The following is an 18,454-nucleotide window of genomic DNA, read 5'->3' on the forward strand; positions in this document are numbered from 1 at the left end:
CATGTCGGTGCACGGGTCTGACGAAGCGCGCCGCGTGCCCGACCCGAAGGCCCGGCGCGCGGCGCGCTCACGTCGTGTCAGACGCCGTACTCCTTCTGGATACGGGCCCAGTTGCGCTCGAGGTCCTCGAGGCCACCGATGTTGAAGAACGCCTGCTCGGCGACGTGGTCGAACTCGCCGTCCGCGATCTTCTTGAAGGCCTCGATGGTCTCCGTGAGCGGAACCGTCGAACCGACGACACCCGTGAACTTCTCGGCCATGTACGTGTTCTGCGAGAGGAACTGCTGGATGCGACGCGCACGCGCCACGACCGTCTTGTCCTCCTCCGAGAGCTCGTCGACGCCGAGGATCGCGATGATGTCCTGCAGCTCCTTGTTGCGCTGGAGGATGGACTTCACGCGCGTCGCGACGTCGTAGTGCTCCTGGCCCACGTAGCGCGGGTCGAGGATGCGCGAGGACGACGTCAGCGGGTCGATCGCCGGGTACAGACCCTTCGAGGCGATCTCACGCGAGAGCTCCGTGGTCGCGTCCAGGTGGGCGAACGTCGTCGCCGGCGCCGGGTCGGTGTAGTCGTCCGCAGGGACGTAGATCGCCTGGAGCGACGTGATCGAGTGACCACGCGTCGAGGTGATGCGCTCCTGCAGCAGACCCATCTCGTCGGCCAGGTTCGGCTGGTAGCCCACCGCGGAGGGCATGCGCCCGAGCAGCGTGGAGACCTCGGAACCGGCCTGCGTGAAGCGGAAGATGTTGTCGATGAAGAGGAGCACGTCCTGCTTCTGCACGTCACGGAAGTACTCCGCCATGGTGAGCGCGGAGAGCGCGACGCGAAGACGCGTGCCCGGCGGCTCGTCCATCTGGCCGAAGACGAGGGCCGTCTTGTCGAAGACACCCGCCTCCTCCATCTCGACGATCAGGTCGTTGCCCTCACGGGTGCGCTCGCCGACACCGGCGAACACCGAGACACCACCGTGGTTCTGGGCGACGCGCTGGATCATCTCCTGGATGAGGACCGTCTTGCCGACGCCCGCACCACCGAAGAGGCCGATCTTCCCACCGAGCACGTACGGCGTCAGGAGGTCGATCGACTTGATGCCGGTCTCGAACATGGTGGTCTTCGACTCGAGCTGGTCGAACGCCGGGGGCTTGCGGTGGATGGGCCAGCGCTCGGTGATCTCGAGCTTCTCGCCCTCCTGGAGGTTGAGGACGTCACCGGTCACGTTGAACACGTGGCCCTTGGTCACGTCACCCACGGGGACGCTGATCGGCGAGCCGGTGTCGGTGACGACGGCGCCGCGGACCAGGCCGTCGGTCGGCTTGAGGGCGATCGCACGGATGAGCGAGTCGCCCAGGTGCTGCGCGACCTCGAGGGTCAGGCGGAAGGACTTCTCGCCCTCGCCCTGTCCGGACAGGTCGATGTCGACGGTCAGCGCGTTGTAGATCTCGGGGATCGCGTCCGACGGGAACTCGATGTCGACGACGGGGCCGATCACGCGGGCGACACGGCCCACGCCGGGTCCGCTCTGGTGCTCGACCTGGGCTTCCACGGTGGTGGCGGTCATTACTGGCCTCGCTTCGCAGGGCCGGAGACAGCTCCGGCAGGTTCGGTGCAGGTGATGGAGATCGTCAGGTTCGTCATGCGGTGCCTCACGATGCCGCGAGGGCGTCGGCACCGGAGACGATCTCGCTGATCTCCTGGGTGATGTCGGCCTGTCGTGCCTGGTTCGCAAGTCGCGTGTACATGCGGATCAGGTCCTCGGCGTTGTCCGTCGCGGTGTGCATCGCGCGCTGGCGGGCAGCCAGCTCCGACGCAGCCGCCTGCAGGAGGCAGCTGTAGATGCGGCTGCGCACGTAGCGCGGCAGCAGTGCGTCGAGGACGGCCTCGGGCGACGGCTCGAAGTCGTACAGCGGCAGGACGTCGTTCTGCCCGACCGGCGCGACCCCTTCGACGACCTCGAGGGGAAGCATCCGGACGACGCGGGGACGCTGCGTGACCATGTTCACGAACTGCGTGTACACGATGTGCAGCTCACCGACGCCGCCCTCGTCCGCGGGGGCGAGGAAGGCGTTCAGCAGCGTGTCGGCGATCTCGCCGGCGACGTCCGCCGACGGCGAGTCCGAGCCACCGGTCCACGAACCGGCGAGCTCACGGTGACGGAAGGTGTAGTAGGTCACCGCGCGACGCCCTGCGGCGTAGAGCGCGACCTCCTTGCCCTCGTGCGTGAGGCGCTCGACCAGACGCTCCGTCTCGCGGATGATCGACGCCGAGTAGGCGCCGGCCATGCCACGGTCCGAGGCGACGACGAGCACCGCGACACGGTTGGTGTTGGTACGCTCCGACGTCAGCGGGTGCCGGGTCGTGGAGTGCGTCGCGACGGCCGACACCGCGGTGGTGATCGCCTGGGCGTAGGGGCCCGCCTCGGACGACCGGGCGCGAGCCCGGCCGATCCGAGAGGCAGCGATGAGCTCCTGCGCGCGGAACATCTTCTTGAGGGACTGCGTCGACTTGATCCGCTGCTTGTAGACGCGCTGGGATCCGGCCATGTCAGGCCTTCTTCTGCCGGACGATCTGCTCCTGCTCGACCACGACAGCCTCTTCCTCGTCCGACTCGCCACCGACGAGGGGGGTGCCGTCGCCCGTGAGGAAGCCGTTGCGGAAGTCGTCGACGCCCTGAGCCAGCGCAGCCTCGGTCTCGTCCGAGAGCTTGCCGGTCGAGGCGATCGTGCTGAGCACCTCGGTGTTGCGGCGCAGGTGGTCGAGCAGCTCGCTCTCGAAGCGGCGCACGTCCTCGAGGGGCACGTCGTCGAGCTTGCCCTTGGTGCCGGCCCAGATCGAGGCGACCTGGTCCTCGACCGGGTACGGCGAGTACTGGCCCTGCTTGAGCAGCTCCATGAGGCGAGCGCCACGGGTCAGCTGGCCGCGCGAGGCCGCGTCGAGGTCCGACGCGAACATCGCGAAGGCCTCGAGCGAACGGTACTGCGCGAGCTCGAGCTTGAGCGTGCCCGAGACCTGCTTCATCGCCTTGACCTGCGCGGCGCCGCCGACACGGGACACGGAGATACCGACGTCCACCGCGGGGCGCTGGTCGGCGTTGAAGAGGTCCGACTGGAGGAAGATCTGACCGTCGGTGATCGAGATGACGTTGGTCGGGATGTACGCCGACACGTCGTTCGCCTTGGTCTCGATGACCGGCAGACCGGTCATCGAGCCCGCGCCCAGCTCGTCCGAGAGCTTCGCACAACGCTCGAGCAGACGGGAGTGCAGGTAGAAGACGTCACCGGGGTACGCCTCGCGGCCCGGCGGGCGGCGGAGCAGCAGCGACACGGCACGGTAGGCCTCGGCCTGCTTCGACAGGTCGTCGAAGACGATCAGGACGTGCTTGCCGCCGTACATCCAGTGCTGGCCGATGGCCGAACCGGTGTAGGGGGCGAGGTACTTGAAGCCTGCCGGGTCGGACGCGGGAGCCGCGACGATCGTCGTGTACTCCAGGGCGCCGGCCTCTTCCAGCGCGCCGCGGACGGCGGCGATGGTCGAGCCCTTCTGGCCGATCGCGACGTAGATGCAGCGGACCTGCTTGGTCGGGTCGCCGGTCTCCCAGTTCGCCTTCTGGTTGATGATCGTGTCGGTCGCGATCGCCGTCTTGCCGGTCTGGCGGTCACCGATGATCAGCTGGCGCTGACCACGGCCCACGGGGATCATCGAGTCGATCGCCTTGAGGCCGGTCTGCAGCGGCTCGTGGACCGACTTGCGGTCCATGACGCCGGGGGCCTGCAGCTCGAGGGCACGACGGCCCTCGGTCTCGATCTCGCCGAGGCCGTCGATCGGCTGACCCAGCGGGTCGACGACGCGACCCAGGTAGCCGTCACCGACGGGGACCGAGAGGACCTCGCCCGTACGGCGGACCTCCTGGCCCTCCTCGATACCGGTGAACTCACCCAGGACGACGACACCGATCTGGCGAACGTCCAAGTTCAGGGCAAGGCCGAGGGTGCCGTCCTCGAAGCGCAGCAGCTCGTTGGCCATTGCGCCCGGAAGGCCTTCCACCTGGGCGATGCCGTCAGCGGCGAGGGTGACGCGACCGACTTCCTCGGTCACCGCGCCCCCGGGCTCGTAGGACTTCACGAAGCTGTCCAGCGCGGCCCGAATCTCGTCGGGCCGGATCGTCAGCTCAGCCATTGCTCTTCTCCTGTCGTGGCCACCCCGCGGTGTGCGGGAGCGGTCGAACGTTCTTGTCAGTTCGCCGGCTCGGGAGCCGGCGGGGTGTCGACGACACCGGGGACCGCGAGGACCTCAGTGTTCGGGCGAACAGGTCAGCTGACCAGTCGTCTGCGTGCGTCGACCAGGCGCGAGAGGACCGTCGAGTCGACGACGTCCGCTCCGACCTGGACGCGCAAGCCGCCGAGGACCTCGGGGTCCACGGTGACGTTGAGCTGGACTGCCCGGCCGTACGCGCGCTCGAGGAGCGCGGACAGACGGTCCTGCTGTGCCTGGCTGAGCACCGTGCCCGACGTCACCGAGGCGACGAGGCGGCGGCGACGCCGTGCGGCGACGTCCCCGAGCCACACGAGGGTGGCGACGAAACGACGACCACGAGGTGCCACGGTCGCCCGCTCCGCGAGGAACTGGGTGACCGGGTCGACCTTGCCCGCGAGCAGCGCGTCGACGAACGCCTTGCGACGAGCGGGGTCGGTCGAGGTCTCCGTCAGCACGCGGCGAGCCTCACGCTCTCCGACGAGAGACCGCGTGATGCGGAACAGCTCGTCCTCGACGCGCACGAGCGCGCCGCGGGCCTCGGCCGAGGCCAGGACCGCGTCGACGCCGAGGTGCTCGACGGCGTCGGCGATGTCGCCGTCGTGCGCCCAGCGGTCCCGGGCGAGCCCGGAGACCAGGTCGACGACACGACCGTCGAAGCCCTCGCGCAGCAGGTCGGCCGCGAGGGCCGCCTTGTCCTCGCCGGACCGCGACGGGTCCGCGAGAGCACGGCGCAGGGGCACGGAGCCGTCGAGCGCCGCTGCCACCGTGAGGAGCTGCTCGCCCAGGGCGAAAGCTCCTTCACCGGCCGCACGCAGCACCGGCTCGAAGCGCTCCTGTGCCTGCTCGAGAGAGGCTCCGCTCGTCCCGCGCATCAGCCCTCCTTGCCGTTGGCCGCCGCGCTGGCAGCCCCGGCTCCCGCTGCCTCGAGCTCGTCGAGGAAACGGTCCACGACACGCGACTGGCGTGCGGAGTCCTCGAGGGACTCGCCGACGATCTTCGAGGCGAGCTGGGTCGCGAGCGTCCCGACGTCGTTGCGCAGCGAGACTGACGCCTGCTGACGCTCGGCCTCGATCTGGCGGTGTGCCGTCTCGACGATACGAGCGGCCTCCTCGCCGGCCTTGACCTTCTGGTCGGCGACGATGGCCGTTCCCTCGGCGCGCGCGTCCTCACGGATCTTCGCGGCCTCGGTGCGTGCCTCCTGCAGCTGCTGGTGGTACTCCGCGAGTGCCGCAGCGGCCTCGGCCTGAGCGGACTCCGCCTTGGCCAGGCCACCCTCGATCTTGGCCGTGCGCTCGTCGAGCACCGCCTGGAACTTGGGGAGGACCATCTTGTAGAAGACGACCGCGATGATGATCAGGACGATCGCCGACCAGAAGAGGTCGTAGAACGGCGGGAGGAACAGCTTGATGGGGTCGACCTCGCCAGACTCTGCGGCGAGGACCGCCTGGGGGCCGATGGTCGACATCAGAAGATGAAGCCAGCGACGAAGCCGAGCAGCGCGAGGATCTCGACGAAGGCAAGACCGATGAACATGGTGCCGCGGAGCTGGCCGGCGACCTCGGGCTGGCGGGCCATGCCCTCGACCGTCTTGCCGATCAGGATGCCGAGGCCGATGCCCGGGCCGATCGCGGCGATGCCGTAGCCGATGGTGTTGATGCTGCCTTCGACAGCGGCGAGGGTGGTGACGTCCACGGTGTTTCCTTCCGTTGGGCGCCCGGTCGTGCGAACGGGCGTCAGGTGCGATGCGTCAGGTGGAGCTCAGGGTCGGTTCCGGGACCGAGGGCCCGGGACCAGGTACGTGGTGCGGGTCAGTGCTCTTCCTCGATCGACATGTTGATGTAGACCGTGGCGAGGAGCGCGAAGATGTACGCCTGCAGGCCCGCGACGAACACCTCGAAGAGGGTGATCGCGATGCCGCCTGCGAGAGTCAGCGCGCTGATCGCCTTGAGGGCCGGCGCTGCCTCGAGGAGCAGGAAGTTCGTGGCGGCGAAGCACAGGACCAGCATGATGTGGCCCGCGACCATGTTCGCCGTGAGTCGGATGACCAGCGAGGCCGGGCGGATGATCAGGAGCTGGAGCAGCTCGATCGGCGCCAGGATGAAGTAGATCGGGAACGGCACTCCCGGGGGGAACAGGTTCGCCCGGATGTAGCCCCAGAGGCCGTGCTGCCGGATGCCCGCGGCCCAGTAGGCCACGAAGACCCACAGCGCCAGGAGGATCGCCACACCGGCGACCGAGGTGCCCGCGAGGTTGAGCCCCGGCACCACGCCGGTCAGGTTGAAGGCGAGGATCGTCACGAAGATCGTCGTGATCATGGGCACGTAGCGGCGAGCCCGCTCGGTCCCCATGATCTCCTCGACGATGTTCACCCGAGCGAAGTCGAGGACCATCTCGACGCCGTTCTGGAACCGGCCGGGGACGAGCTTGGCTCGCCGCGCCGCGATCACGAAGATCGTCAGGATCACGATCGTGGCGATCACTCGGATGAGCTGCAGCCGGTTGAACTCGAACGGGGTGCCGGCGAAGAAGATGGCGTCGGGGAAGAACTCACCGATCGTCGGCGCGTGAAAGCCGCCTTCGCCTTCTGCTGCGGCAACGAAGGGAGAGGGGGTCGCGAGCGTGAACAGGGTGGACTCCCGGTGGTCGTCGGTCGCCGAGGCCGTGCGCTCGATGGGCACGCCGTCGGACCAGGCCTTCATGGATTCGCCGATAGCCTAACGCATGTTCAGACCTTCACAGGTCACGGGTCCGCGCCGACGGCGAGGTCGAGGGATATGATGCCCCGGCTCGCCGTCGGGCCACCGTGCACCGGCGCGCACGTGGGCGCCGCGACCGCCGGACCGCCGGCTGCGGTGCGCCCTTGGCGGGCCCGCCAGGACGCGGGGGTCAGGCCTTCGGCGTGACGTACGGGATGCGGCCGCGGTCGACCGCCCGGTAGTCGAGGAGCGCCGAGCCGATGACCCCGACGAGCAGGACCACGGCGAAGACGATCCGGTCGTAGAACTCGTAGTTGCGCAGCACGGCCAGCACGATCCCGAGCAGGACGATCTTGACGAGCCAGCTCCCCAGCACGACAGCCGCCGTGGTGGTCGGCGTCGAGCGCGCGGTGCGCGCCATCGCGACGATCGTCGTGCCGGAGAACACGAGGGCGATCCCGACGCCCATGAGGGCGCCCCAGACCCCCGCGGTGCCTGCCAGGAGCGCCCCCAGCCCCACACCCAGGACCAGGAGTCCGCCGAGCAGCAGCAGGGTGTCGCGCAGCGCGGTCCGGAACACTGCACTGACCGCGTCCCCGACGGCGTCCGCCGAGACCGGGGAGCTGTCCGCCGTGGGCGGCACCGACGCGCTGGAGACCGGCTCGCGCGTCGGCTCGTCGGGAGTCTGCGGTGCGGGGGTCGTCATCAGGAGTGTCCTTCGGGGTGGGCGCGGTGCGCATCGGTGGGTGCTTCGGGGGTGGTCGGCGCCGGGGCGGGGACGACCTGCGAGGCCCCGCTCGCCGCCGCGACGCGTCGGGGCGGCAGCGCGGACGGGATGCCCTCGGGCGCGGTGACGGCGTCGTCGTCGAGGAACCTGCTGCGGGTGCGCAGCGGGCCGAGCGTGAGGATCGCCGCCACGACGACGGCCACGACGAGCCCGATCGCGACGTTCTCCGCGGGCCATCGCACGAGCGCGACCGCGCCGAACGCGAAGACCGCGGTCCACACGTACATGATGATCACGGCGCGGCGGTGCGAGTGGCCGAGCGTCAGGAGCCGGTGGTGCAGGTGGAGCCGGTCCGGGTGGAAGGGCGACTTGCCCGTACCGACCCTGCGAACCACCGCGAGGACCATGTCGAGCAGCGGGAGCAGGATCACCGCGAGCGGCAGCAGGATGGGGATGAGCTCGCGCTGGCGGCTCGGGTCCGAGGCCATGCCGGTGTCGATGCTCCCGGTGACCACGATCACCGCGGAGCCGAGCACGAGACCGAGCACCATCGAGCCCGAGTCGCCCATGAAGATCCGGGCGGGGTGGAAGTTGTGCGGCAGGAACCCCAGACAGATGCCGACGAGGGCCGCCATGATCATGGTCGCCAGGCTCGAGTAGTCCGTAGGGCTCGCCACGGTCGTCAGGCTGTACGTGTAGACGAAGTAGGCGCCGCCGCCGATCGCGATGAGGCCCGCGGCGAGCCCGTCGAGGCCGTCGACGAAGTTCACGGCGTTCATCGCGACCACGATGACGAGCACGGTGACGATGAGCGAGAGACGCGACGAGCCGATCACGAGCCCGTTGATGGGGAAGGTCACGAGCTGCACGCCCTGCCAGGCGACGAACAGGGCCGCGAGGACCTGACCGGCGAGCTTCGTCATCCAGTCGAGGTCCCAGATGTCGTCCGCGACGCCCAGGAAGCAGACGATGAGCGCGCCCCCGACGATCGCCCACGCCCGGTCGTCGATCTGGAAGACCCCGTCGAGGAAGGGCATCTGCGACGCGAACGTCACCGCCACGACCAGGCCCGCGGTCATCGCGAGCCCGCCCAGGCGGGCCGTGGGGATGGTGTGCACGTCACGGTCACGGACCGCGGTGATCGCTCCGGTCCTCGCCGCCACCCAGTACGCGAGCGGGGTGAGGAGGTAGGTGACCGCCGCTGCGATCAGCAGGACGAGCAGATAGACCCTCACCCGTCGTTCGCCTCCGGGCCGCTCGTCGTCACGGTCTCCTCGGACGGCACGGTCTCCTCGGACGGCACGGTCTCCTCGGACGGGTCGTCCACGTTCTCGGCCGGCTCCTCCCCGATCCCCAGGACCGGCGCGACCTCACGCAGGCGCTCGAGCGAGACGGCGCCCTCGCGTACGACCCGCAGGTGCGGCCCGGTCGCGTCGACGATGGTCGAGGCCACTCCCCCGGGCGCGGTGCCGCCGTCCAGGTACACCGCGACCGACTCCCTGAGCTGTACCTGGGCGTCGGCGACCTCGAGCGCGGCGGGCAGACCGGTGGAGTTGGCGCTCGAGACCGCGAGCGGTCCCGTGCGGCGCAGCAGGGCGAGCGCGGCCGGGTGGTCGGGCATGCGCAGCGCGACGGTCCCGTGCGTCTCGCCGAGGTCCCACGCGAGCGAGGGCTGGGCGGTCAGGATGATGGTGAACCCGCCGGGCCAGAACGCCTCGACGAGCGCGCGCGCGTCGTCGGGCACGTCGGTCGCGAGCCCGTCGAGGGTCCGCAGGTCGGGGACCAGGACGGGCGGCGGCATCTGCCGACCGCGTCCCTTCGCGGCCAGGAGGGCTGTGACGGCCTCGGCGTCGAACGCGTCGGCCCCGATCCCGTAGACCGTGTCGGTCGGCAGGACCACGAGGCCGCCTCGCGAGACGGCGTTCACCGCCTCGTCGATCGACGGTCCCCAGGTGTTCGGGTCGGTGACGGGGTGCACAGAGCTCACGCTTCTCAGTCTTCCATGTCCGAAGGGTCCCCTGGTGCGGGGTCTGGCTCGCTCGTCGCCCGCGAGCGCCGGGCCACGACCATACGCGGTCGGCCCGTGAGGTCCTCGACGGTCCGGACGTCCTCGAAACCGCCGACCGCGGCCACCATGTCGCGCGCGGGCCGCGCCTGGACCTCTGCGTGCTCCATGACGTAGAGGCCGCCGGGGGCCAGGAGCCGGGCCGCGGCGCGGGTCACGCCGCGCGGCACCTCGAGGCCGTCTTCGCCGAGCCCGTAGAGCGCGACCTGCGGGTCGTGCAGCGCGACCTCGGGGTCGCGCGGGACCGCGTCGGGCGGCACGTAGGGCGGGTTCGAGACGACGACGTCGCACGTCCCGTCGAGCTCGGCGAGCGCGGTCCGCGCGTCCCCCCGGACCAGGTGCACGACGGCGCCGCTCGCCTCGTGCGTCCGGGCGACGTTGCGCTCGGCCCACGCGTGCGCGTCGCGGTCCAGCTCGACCGCGTGCACACGGGCACCCGGGACCTCGGTCGCGACGGCCAGGGCGATCGCGCCCGACCCCGTGCACAGGTCGACGACGAGGGGCGCCTGCGAGCCCCGGGCGACGACACCGAGCGACTCGTCGATCGCGACCTGCGCGACCTGCTCGGTCTCGGGACGCGGCACGAACACCCCTGGCCCCACGACCAGGTCCAGGTGCCTGAAGGGGGCCGTCCCCGTGAGGTGCTGGAGCGGCACGCGACGGGCACGGGCGTCGAGCAGCCCGGCGAGGCCGTCGAGCACGTCCTCGGTGGTGGGCGTCCCGTCGGGCAGCAGGGAAGACACGGGACGTCCCAGGACGGCCGCCGAGACGACCCGCTCGCGCGGCACGCCCGCGGCGTGCGCGAGCAGCAGCTCGGCGTCGACGCGGGGCGTGTCGATCCCGGCCCGTGCGAGGCGGGCCGCCGCCTCGCGCACGAGGCGAGAGACGTCGTCGGGCAGGGACGACGTGGGGTCCTGCCCCGGCCGCACCGCCGGGACCTGCGGCGACGTCACGACGCCGCGGCGGCGAGGCGCGCCGCCTCGTCGGCGTCGATCGCCGAGCGGATGACCGGCTCGAGGTCACCGTCGAGGACCTGGTCCAGGTTGTACGCCTTGTAGCCCGTGCGGTGGTCCGCGATCCGGTTCTCCGGGTAGTTGTACGTCCGGATGCGCTCGGAACGGTCCACGGTGCGCACCTGCGAGCGGCGCAGGTCGTTCGCGGCCGCCGCCTCCTCCTCCTGGCGCGCGGCCAGGAGCCGGGCGCGCAGCACGCGCATGGCCTGCTCGCGGTTCTGGAGCTGGGACTTCTCGTTCTGCATCGAGACCGTGATCCCCGTGGGCAGGTGCGTGATGCGCACCGCCGAGTCCGTCGTGTTGACCGACTGGCCGCCCGGGCCCGAGGACCGGTAGACGTCGATGCGCAGGTCGTTCTGGTCGATCTCGATCTCTCCCGCGTCCTCGACCTCGGGGAACACGAGCACGCCCGCGGCCGAGGTGTGGATACGGCCCTGCGACTCGGTCACGGGCACGCGCTGGACACGGTGCACGCCGCCCTCGTACTTGAGGTTGGCCCATACCCCGTCAGCAGGGTCCGAGGGGCCGGATCGAGCCTTCACCGCGACCTGGACGTCCTTGTAGCCGCCGAGGTCCGAGTCCGTGGCCTCGATGACCTCGGTCTTCCAGCCGCGGCGCTCGGCGTAGCGCAGGTACATGCGCAGCAGGTCGCCCGCGAACAGCGCGGACTCCTCGCCGCCCTCGCCCGCCTTGATCTCGAGGATCACGTCGCGCCCGTCGTCGGGGTCGCGCGGCACGAGGACCCGGCGCAGCTTCTCGGTCGCGGCCGCGGCCGCCTCCTGGAGCGCGGGGAGCTCGGCGGCGAATTCTGCGGTGTCCTCCCCTGAGCCCTCGATGAGCTCTGTCGCGGCCTCGACGTCGTCGGTCGCGTCGCGCCACGCGCGATAGGCCGCGACGACCTGGCCCAGCTCGGCGTAGCGGCGCCCGAGCGTGCGCGCCCGGCCGGCGTCCGCGTGGACCGCGGGGTCGGCGAGCAGCGTCTCGATCTCGGCGTGCTCGGCGAGCAGGTGTTCGACGGCGGCGAAGGACTCGGTCACGAGGGTGTCCTGACGAGAGGGGTGGTTAGGGCTGTGTGGTCGGGCGCTCGGTCCGGCGCGCTCGCGCCGGGAAAGACGACAGCGCCGGTGGAACGGGCACGCCGCCTGCCCCTGGAGAGGTTGACGGACGCCCGGACCACCGGCGCTGGAGAGTCGCTACTTGTCGGCGGCCTTCTTGCCGTAACGAGCCTCGAAGCGGGCCACGCGGCCACCGGTGTCGAGGATCTTCTGCTTGCCCGTGTAGAACGGGTGGCAGGCCGAGCAGACGTCGGACGAGATGCGTCCGGACTTCTCGGTGCTGCGCGTGACGAACGTGGAACCGCAGGTGCAGGTCACCTCGGTCAGGACGTACTCGGGGTGGATCTCAGCCTTCACAGGACTCTCCTCAGTGGGTTGCCCCCGGGTCGCCTGCGGACAGCAGCCGTGAACCGGGGACGGGGAAACCAACAGGACATTGTGCCAGACGCGTCCGGCACACGGAAAATCCGTGGGCCGCTCTCTCGGGGCGAGCGGCCCACGGGCGCATCAGACGGCGCGGCCGACCTCTTCGTCGTTGTTGATGCCACCAGGTGTGGTCTTCTGCACCTGGAGCAGGAACTCGACGTTGGACTTCGTCTCCTTGAGCTTGCCGAGCAGCAGCTCGATGGCCTGCTGCTGGTCGAGCGCACCCATCACACGGCGCAGCTTGTAGACGATGCGGAGCTCGTCCTGCGGCATGAGGATCTCCTCGCGGCGCGTACCGGACGCGTTGACGTCCACGGCCGGGAAGATGCGCTTGTCCGCGAGCGAGCGGGAGAGCCGGAGCTCCATGTTCCCGGTGCCCTTGAACTCCTCGAAGATGACCTCGTCCATCTTGGACCCGGTCTCGACGAGCGCCGAGGCGAGGATCGTGAGCGACCCGCCGTTCTCGATGTTGCGCGCCGCGCCGAAGAAGCGCTTGGGCGGGTAGAGCGCCGAGGCGTCGACACCACCGGACAGGATGCGCCCGGAGGCGGGGGCCGCCAGGTTGTAGGCGCGCGACAGACGCGTGAGCGAGTCGAGCAGCACCACGACGTCCTGCCCCAGCTCCACGAGGCGCTTGGCGCGCTCGATCGCGAGCTCGGCGACGATCGTGTGGTCGGAGGCCGGACGGTCGAACGTCGAGGCGATGACCTCGCCCTTGACGGTGCGCTCCATGTCCGTGACCTCTTCGGGTCGCTCGTCCACGAGCACGACCATGAGGTGGACCTCAGGGTTGTTCGTCGTGATCGCGTTGGCGATCTGCTGCATGATGATCGTCTTGCCCGCCTTGGGCGGAGCCACGATCAGACCACGCTGGCCCTTGCCGATGGGGGCGACGATGTCGATCACGCGCGGCGTGAGACGACCGACCTCGCCCGTCTCCAGCCGCAGACGCTCCTGCGGGTAGAGCGGCGTCAGCTTGTTGAACTCGGCACGGTTGCGAGCGGCCTCGGGAGACATGCCGTTGACCGAGTCGAGCCGGACCAGCGCGTTGAACTTCTGGTTGCGCGGCCCGGTCTGCTGGAACGACTCGCCGTCGCGGGGCTGTCGCACCGCACCGACGATCGCGTCACCGCGACGCAGGCCCGACTTCTTGACCTGGCCGAGAGAGACGTAGACGTCGTTCGGACCGGGCAGGTAGCCGCTCGTCCGCACGAACGCGTACTGGTCGAGCACGTCCAGGATGCCGGCCACGGGCAGCAGCACGTCGTCCTCGGTCACCTCGATGTCGTCGAGGCCCGACACGTCGATGTTCCCGCCACGGGTGCGGCCGCGCTTGCGGTCGCGGTCGCGGTTGCGGTCACGCCCGCGGCGGCGGCGTCCGCCGCGCTCGTCGTACTCGTCGCTCTGACGGTTGCCCTGGCCCTGCTGGTCGCGCTGACCGCCCTGCTGGCCGCCCTGGCTCTGCTGACGCTGGCCGCCCTGGCGCTCCTGCTGGCCGTTCTGGCGCTCGCCCTGTCCCTGCTCACGCTGCTGGTCGCGCTGGCGCTCCTGGCGACCGTTGGCACCGGCCTCCGGGGCCGACTCGCGAGCGGTCTCGCCCTCGCCGCCGCGCGGGGCACCGGCGCCCCGTCCGGCGCGACGCGAACCACGCTCGGGGGCGGCGCCCGTCACCAGGCCCACGGCAGCGGCCGCGCGTGCGGCGCGCTCGTCCGGGGTCTCTCCCCCGGCGGCACGGTCGGCGTCGGTGCGGGCTGCCCGGGTGCCCTGCTCCAGGAGCGGCGCGACGATGTCGGCAGCCTGGTCGGCCCGCGCAGAACGCTGGCCGCGCTCGCGACGGGGCCGCTCGGCGCGCTCGACGTTCTCGGTCGCCGCGCGGACGGGGACCTCGACGGCCGGCTGCACGACGACCTTCTCGGTCTGGGTGTCCTTCTCCGGCGCGCGACGCGCGGCGGCGGACGCTCCGGCGGTGCGCTCGGGAGCGCTCTTCTCGCCGGAGGTGGAACGGATGACGTCGACAAGATCGCTCTTGCGCATCTTGGACGTGCCCTTCACACCGAGCTGCGAGGCGAGTGCCTGCAGCTCGGGGAGGCGCAGCGTCGAGAGCGCGCCTGCACGGGCGGTGTCGGTGGTGTCTGTCACGAAGGACCCTTCCCCTCGTTTGCGCCCACTTGCTCTGTGCGAGGGGTGGGCCGCGGGTGATCGACGCTCGGCACGTGACGGCCGGAACGCAGTGGAACCACGCGTCAGTGGTACGACGACGTCAGCTGACGTGGGCTGGATTGCCTTCTCGCGGGGTATGAGTCGCAGTCAGTGGATGCTCTGCCGATGCCCGGGGACTCGGCGGAGAATCGTCGAGGAATCACCGAGGCATCATCACGAACCTGCGAAGGCTCAATGGATTATACCATCCGTAGCCCCCCGGAAGACCAGTCCCCCCAAGGGCTGCACCAGCGATCGCCGGACGGTCAGTGCGACTGTCGGGAGGACGGGTCGGCCAGACCCGCCGACCCCAGGACACGCTCGGACCGCACCCCTGCCAGGTCGATGCCCGGACGGTAGGCACGCCACTGGTCCGACCCGTGCAGCAGGTCGCGCAGCACCGCGTCCGCCCGGTCACGGTCCGAGGCGTCCCCCAGCAGCAGGACGGTGGGCCCGGCTCCCGAGATCGTCGCGGCCAGGCCGTCGGCCCGCAGCGCGCGCACGAGCTCCCACGACGCGGACATGACGCCCGCGCGATACTCCTGGTGGAGCCGGTCCTCGGTCGCGTCGAACAGGTGGTGCGGCGAACGGGTGAGCGCCTCGACGAGCAGGGCCGCGCGCCCTGCGTTGAGCGCGGCGTCGGCGTGCGGCACGGTCTCCGGCAGGACACCGCGAGCACGGCTCGTGGCGAGCCGGATCGTGGGGACCAGGACGGTCGCCTCGATGTCCGGGTGGACGTCGAGGCGCACCGCGTGCGCCCCCTCGTCCCCCTCGACCGTGCTCGTCCACGCGATCGTCGCTCCCCCGTAGATCGCGGGCGCGGCGTTGTCCGGATGCCCCTCGAACTCGGTCGCGAGCTGCAGGACCGTCGCGTCGTCGAGGGCCGCGGGGTCCGCGACCAGGGCGCGCGCGGCGACGATCCCGGCCACGACCGCAGCGGCCGAGGATCCGAGGCCCCGACCGTGCGGGATCGCGTTCGTGGCCGTCAGGTGCAGCCCCGTCTGCGGTGCGCCGACCAGGTCGAGGGCGGCACGCAGCGCGCGCACGACCAGGTGCCGCTCGTCACCGGGGACCTCGCCCGCCCCCTCCCCCTCGACGTCGACGACCACGTCGCCGTTGCCGAGCGCACGCACCTCGAGAACGTCGTAGCGCGCGAGGGCCAGCCCCATGGCGTCGAAGCCAGGGCCGAGGTTCGCGCTCGTCGCGGGCACGCGCACGCGCACATGGTCGGCTCCGAGCTGCATCTCGCGGGACCTCTCTTCGGGGAGCTACGGGGGCTGGGGCAGACCCACGGGGAGCCTGCGGCGGATCTACGGCGGCGGGACGGGCGGCGCGCCCGCCCCCTCCAACGTCCGGAGGAGAGGGAGGACGGACGACGCCGCGTCAGCCGAGCTGGAGCGCGTCGGCGATCGAGACGACGTCGGCGCTCACCCGGATCGGCGTCACGTCGGCGCCGTCCAGGGTCTTGAGCGCCCACTGCGGGTCCTTGAGGCCGTGGCCCGTGACCGTGACGACGATGCGCGCACCTGCGGGCACCAGACCACGCTCGGCGCGCGAGAGGATGCCCGCGACACCGGCCGCCGAGCCCGGCTCGACGAACACGCCGGCCTCGGCCGACAGGATGCGGTGCGCCGCGAGGATCTGCTCGTCGGTCACGGCCTCGATGACGCCACCCGACTCGTCGCGCGCGGCCTCGGCCTGCGCCCACGACGCGGGGTTGCCGATCCGGATCGCGGTCGCGATCGTCTCGGGGTGCGTGATGGGGTGGCCCGCGACGATCGGGGCCGAACCGGCGGCCTGGAAGCCCCACATGATCGGGGTCCTCGTGGAGACCGCGGGCAGGTGCGCCCCCGGGGAGCCGGGGTCGCCGAGGCCGGCGTACTCGCGGAAGCCCTTCCAGTACGCCGTGATGTTGCCCGCGTTGCCGACGGGCAGGGCGTGGATGTCCGGGGCGTCGCCCAGCGCGTCGACGATCTCGAACGCACCGGTCTTCTGCCCCTCGATGCGGTCCGGGTTGACCGAGTTCACGAGCTCGACCGGGTAGGCCTCGGCGAGCTTGCGCGCCGCGACCAGGCAGTCGTCGAAGTTGCCGTCGACCTGGAGCAGCTTGGCGCCGTGCGCGATCGCCTGGCTCAGCTTGCCCATCGCGATCTTGCCGTCCGGGACCAGGACGGCGCAGACCATGCCGGCCTTGGTCGCGTACGCGGCGGCCGAGGCCGACGTGTTGCCCGTCGAGGCGCACACCACGGCCTGCGCCCCCCGGCCCGCGGCCGACGAGATCGCCGCGGTCATACCGCGGTCCTTGAAGGACGCGGTCGGGTTCATGCCCTCGACCTTGAGGAAGACCTGCGCCCCGGTGCGGGCCGAGAGCGCGGGCGCCTCGACGAGGGGCGTGCCGCCCTCGCCGAGCGTCACGATGCGCTCCTGCACGTGGGCGGGCAGGCGGTCGGCGTACTCGGCGATGATGCCTCGCCACTGGTGGGCCATCAGGCTCCCTCGACTCTCAGGACGGACGTGATCTCTCGGACGGGTTCGAGCACCGCGATCGCGTCGACCGTCGCGGCGAGCGCGGCCTCCGCTGCGGCGTGGGTCGTGATGACGAGGTGCGCGACGCCGGTCGACCCGTCGTCGGCGCCGTGCGTGTCGTCGGCCCCGGGCGCGGCGGCTTCCGAGGGCTGGCGCACGGCCTCGATCGAGACGCCCTTCGACGCCAGGACCTGGGCGACCTGGGCCAGGACGCCGGGGCGGTCGTCGACCGCGAGGCGCACCTGGTAGCGCGTGACCGCGGTGCTGGCAGGCAGGATCGGCAAGGCCGCGTAGGTGGACTCCTCGGGGCCCTTGCCGCCGAGCACGCGGTGGCGGGCGGCGGACACGACGTCGCCGAGCACGGCGGACGCGGTCGGTGCGCCGCCGGCGCCGCGGCCGTAGAACATGAGCTCGCCCGCCGCGTCGGCCTCGACGAAGACCGCGTTGAAGGCCCCGCGCACACCGGCCAGCGGGTGCGCGAGCGGCACGAGAGCGGGGTGCACACGCACCGAGACCCCGTGCGATCCGTCGTCGCCCGTCACGGACTCCGCGATCGCGAGCAGCTTGATGACGTGACCGGTCTGCGCGGCCCACGCGACGTCGTCGGCGGTGATCCTCGTGATGCCCTCGCGTGCGACGTCCTCGAGCGAGACGCGTGTGTGGAACGCGAGGCTCGCGAGGATCGCGGCCTTGGCCGCGGCGTCGAAGCCCTCGACGTCGGCCGTGGGATCGGCCTCGGCGTAGCCCAGGTCCTGGGCCTGGCGCACGGCGTCGTCGAACGACATGCCCGTGCTCGCCATCTGGTCCAGCACGTAGTTCGTGGTGCCGTTGACGATGCCCAGGATCCGGCGCACGCTGTCGCCCGCGAGCGACTCGCGGACCGGGCGCACGATCGGGATCGCGCCCGCGACCGCGGCCTCGAAGTAGATGTCCACGCCCGCGGTGTCCGCGGCCTTGTAGAGCGTGGGGCCGTCCTCCGCGAGGAGCGCCTTGTTCGCGGTCACGACGGCGGCGCCCGCCTCGATCGCGCGCAGCAGCAGCGCGCGGGCCGGCTCGATGCCGCCCATGACCTCGATGACGATGTCGGCGCGCGACACGAGCGCCTCGGCGTCCTCCGTCAGGAGCGAGCGGTCGACCGACTCGGCGAGCGGCCGCGGGGCCGACGCGTCCCGCACGGCGATCCCCACGAGCTCGAGCGGCGCCCCGACGCGCGAGGCGAGGTCCGCACTCTGCTGCGTCAGCAGCCGGGCCACCTCGGACCCGACGACGCCGCACCCGAGCAGCGCGACGCGCAGCGGACCTTGCTCCTGCTGGCTGGCTCCCACGAAGCTCCTCCTCCATCACCCGGCCCGCACGGTCAGCGGTGCCGTCGTTCTCGGGTCCCTGCCGGACGCGGTCGCGTCGGAGGCTTCCCCTGACCCTGGCGGACCGCGGCACCCCGTGCCCCGCATCCCGACCAGTCGGTCCGAGCATGTCGATCCTCGCCCGGTCGCCC

General features: G+C 71.3%; 17 protein-coding genes. All 17 read right to left on the reverse strand.

All coding sequences use genetic code 11. The features are described from left to right. Window positions 1-77 precede the first annotated feature (77 nt). A complete protein-coding gene (gene atpD / locus JOD48_RS14755; protein WP_138823534.1) occupies window positions 78-1,559 on the reverse strand; it encodes a F0F1 ATP synthase subunit beta in 1,482 nt (493 codons plus the stop codon). 85 nt (window positions 1,560-1,644) lie between these two features. Further along, window positions 1,645-2,541 carry a F0F1 ATP synthase subunit gamma gene (locus tag JOD48_RS14760; protein ID WP_204809638.1) on the reverse strand — a complete coding sequence of 299 codons (897 nt, stop codon included), beginning with the start codon at window positions 2,539-2,541 and terminating at the stop codon, window positions 1,645-1,647. 1 nt (window position 2,542) lies between these two features. After that, window positions 2,543-4,174, reverse strand: coding sequence for a F0F1 ATP synthase subunit alpha (atpA, locus tag JOD48_RS14765; protein WP_191790792.1), 1,632 nt, complete (start codon window positions 4,172-4,174; stop codon window positions 2,543-2,545). A 134-nt stretch (window positions 4,175-4,308) separates the two neighbouring features. After that, complete coding sequence (locus tag JOD48_RS14770) at window positions 4,309-5,124, reverse strand: F0F1 ATP synthase subunit delta (RefSeq protein ID WP_191790793.1); 816 nt, start codon at window positions 5,122-5,124, stop codon at window positions 4,309-4,311. Further along, window positions 5,124-5,717, reverse strand: a complete 594-nt coding sequence (locus tag JOD48_RS14775) for a F0F1 ATP synthase subunit B (protein ID WP_191790794.1) — start codon at window positions 5,715-5,717, stop codon at window positions 5,124-5,126. Before JOD48_RS14775 ends, JOD48_RS14770 begins: the two co-directional genes overlap by 1 nt. Next, entirely contained in the window at window positions 5,717-5,944 is a 228-nt protein-coding gene (atpE, locus tag JOD48_RS14780; protein ID WP_030149959.1) for an ATP synthase F0 subunit C, read from the reverse strand. The genes JOD48_RS14775 and atpE overlap by 1 nt, the downstream gene beginning before the upstream one ends. Before the next feature lie 116 nt (window positions 5,945-6,060). After that, window positions 6,061-6,951: a F0F1 ATP synthase subunit A gene (gene atpB, locus JOD48_RS14785; RefSeq protein WP_191790795.1), complete on the reverse strand. Its 891-nt coding sequence runs from the start codon at window positions 6,949-6,951 to the stop codon at window positions 6,061-6,063. Between the two features lie 187 nt (window positions 6,952-7,138). Beyond that, window positions 7,139-7,654: a Cg1360 family ATP-synthase-associated protein gene (locus JOD48_RS14790; protein ID WP_204809639.1), complete on the reverse strand. Its 516-nt coding sequence runs from the start codon at window positions 7,652-7,654 to the stop codon at window positions 7,139-7,141. Further along, window positions 7,654-8,910, reverse strand: a complete 1,257-nt coding sequence (locus JOD48_RS14795) for an MraY family glycosyltransferase (protein WP_204809640.1) — start codon at window positions 8,908-8,910, stop codon at window positions 7,654-7,656. The genes JOD48_RS14790 and JOD48_RS14795 overlap by 1 nt, the downstream gene beginning before the upstream one ends. After that, window positions 8,907-9,662 carry an L-threonylcarbamoyladenylate synthase gene (locus JOD48_RS14800; RefSeq protein WP_372440750.1) on the reverse strand — a complete coding sequence of 252 codons (756 nt, stop codon included), beginning with the start codon at window positions 9,660-9,662 and terminating at the stop codon, window positions 8,907-8,909. The genes JOD48_RS14795 and JOD48_RS14800 overlap by 4 nt, the downstream gene beginning before the upstream one ends. Window positions 9,663-9,667: 5 nt before the next feature. Continuing rightward, window positions 9,668-10,639: a peptide chain release factor N(5)-glutamine methyltransferase gene (gene prmC, locus JOD48_RS14805; RefSeq protein ID WP_191790904.1), complete on the reverse strand. Its 972-nt coding sequence runs from the start codon at window positions 10,637-10,639 to the stop codon at window positions 9,668-9,670. A gap of 50 nt (window positions 10,640-10,689) precedes the next feature. Beyond that, the gene (gene prfA, locus JOD48_RS14810; protein ID WP_191790798.1) at window positions 10,690-11,790 is read right to left on the reverse strand and encodes a peptide chain release factor 1; all 1,101 of its coding nucleotides are present in this window, start codon (window positions 11,788-11,790) and stop codon (window positions 10,690-10,692) included. Window positions 11,791-11,946: 156 nt separating this feature from the next. Beyond that, entirely contained in the window at window positions 11,947-12,165 is a 219-nt protein-coding gene (rpmE, locus tag JOD48_RS14815) for a 50S ribosomal protein L31 (protein ID WP_191790799.1), read from the reverse strand. A 150-nt stretch (window positions 12,166-12,315) separates the two neighbouring features. After that, window positions 12,316-14,373, reverse strand: coding sequence for a transcription termination factor Rho (gene rho / locus JOD48_RS14820; RefSeq protein WP_191790800.1), 2,058 nt, complete (start codon window positions 14,371-14,373; stop codon window positions 12,316-12,318). Window positions 14,374-14,699: 326 nt separating this feature from the next. Next, a complete protein-coding gene (gene thrB / locus JOD48_RS14825; RefSeq protein WP_191790801.1) occupies window positions 14,700-15,677 on the reverse strand; it encodes a homoserine kinase in 978 nt (325 codons plus the stop codon). Between the two features lie 139 nt (window positions 15,678-15,816). After that, on the reverse strand, window positions 15,817-16,920 hold the full coding sequence (thrC, locus tag JOD48_RS14830; RefSeq protein ID WP_204809641.1) for a threonine synthase: 1,104 nt from the start codon (window positions 16,918-16,920) through the stop codon (window positions 15,817-15,819). Next, window positions 16,920-18,284: a homoserine dehydrogenase gene (locus JOD48_RS14835; protein ID WP_191790803.1), complete on the reverse strand. Its 1,365-nt coding sequence runs from the start codon at window positions 18,282-18,284 to the stop codon at window positions 16,920-16,922. The genes thrC and JOD48_RS14835 overlap by 1 nt, the downstream gene beginning before the upstream one ends. Window positions 18,285-18,454 lie beyond the last annotated feature (170 nt).

The organism is Oerskovia paurometabola, from assembly GCF_016907365.1.
GTDB lineage: Bacteria > Actinomycetota > Actinomycetes > Actinomycetales > Cellulomonadaceae > Oerskovia > Oerskovia paurometabola.

What these genes read in the sequence shown, in the direction of transcription:
- atpB (WP_191790795.1), bottom strand. Translation starts at nt 6,951, where the DNA reads ATGAAGGCCTGGTCCGACGGCGTGCCCATCGAGCGCACGGCCTCGGCG.
- JOD48_RS14790 (WP_204809639.1), bottom strand. Translation starts at nt 7,654, where the DNA reads ATGACGACCCCCGCACCGCAGACTCCCGACGAGCCGACGCGCGAGCCG.
- atpA (WP_191790792.1), bottom strand. Translation starts at nt 4,174, where the DNA reads ATGGCTGAGCTGACGATCCGGCCCGACGAGATTCGGGCCGCGCTGGAC.
- JOD48_RS14775 (WP_191790794.1), bottom strand. Translation starts at nt 5,717, where the DNA reads ATGTCGACCATCGGCCCCCAGGCGGTCCTCGCCGCAGAGTCTGGCGAG.
- thrC (WP_204809641.1), bottom strand. Translation starts at nt 16,920, where the DNA reads ATGGCCCACCAGTGGCGAGGCATCATCGCCGAGTACGCCGACCGCCTG.
- thrB (WP_191790801.1), bottom strand. Translation starts at nt 15,677, where the DNA reads ATGCAGCTCGGAGCCGACCATGTGCGCGTGCGCGTGCCCGCGACGAGC.
- JOD48_RS14770 (WP_191790793.1), bottom strand. Translation starts at nt 5,124, where the DNA reads ATGCGCGGGACGAGCGGAGCCTCTCTCGAGCAGGCACAGGAGCGCTTC.
- JOD48_RS14760 (WP_204809638.1), bottom strand. Translation starts at nt 2,541, where the DNA reads ATGGCCGGATCCCAGCGCGTCTACAAGCAGCGGATCAAGTCGACGCAG.
- atpD (WP_138823534.1), bottom strand. Translation starts at nt 1,559, where the DNA reads ATGACCGCCACCACCGTGGAAGCCCAGGTCGAGCACCAGAGCGGACCC.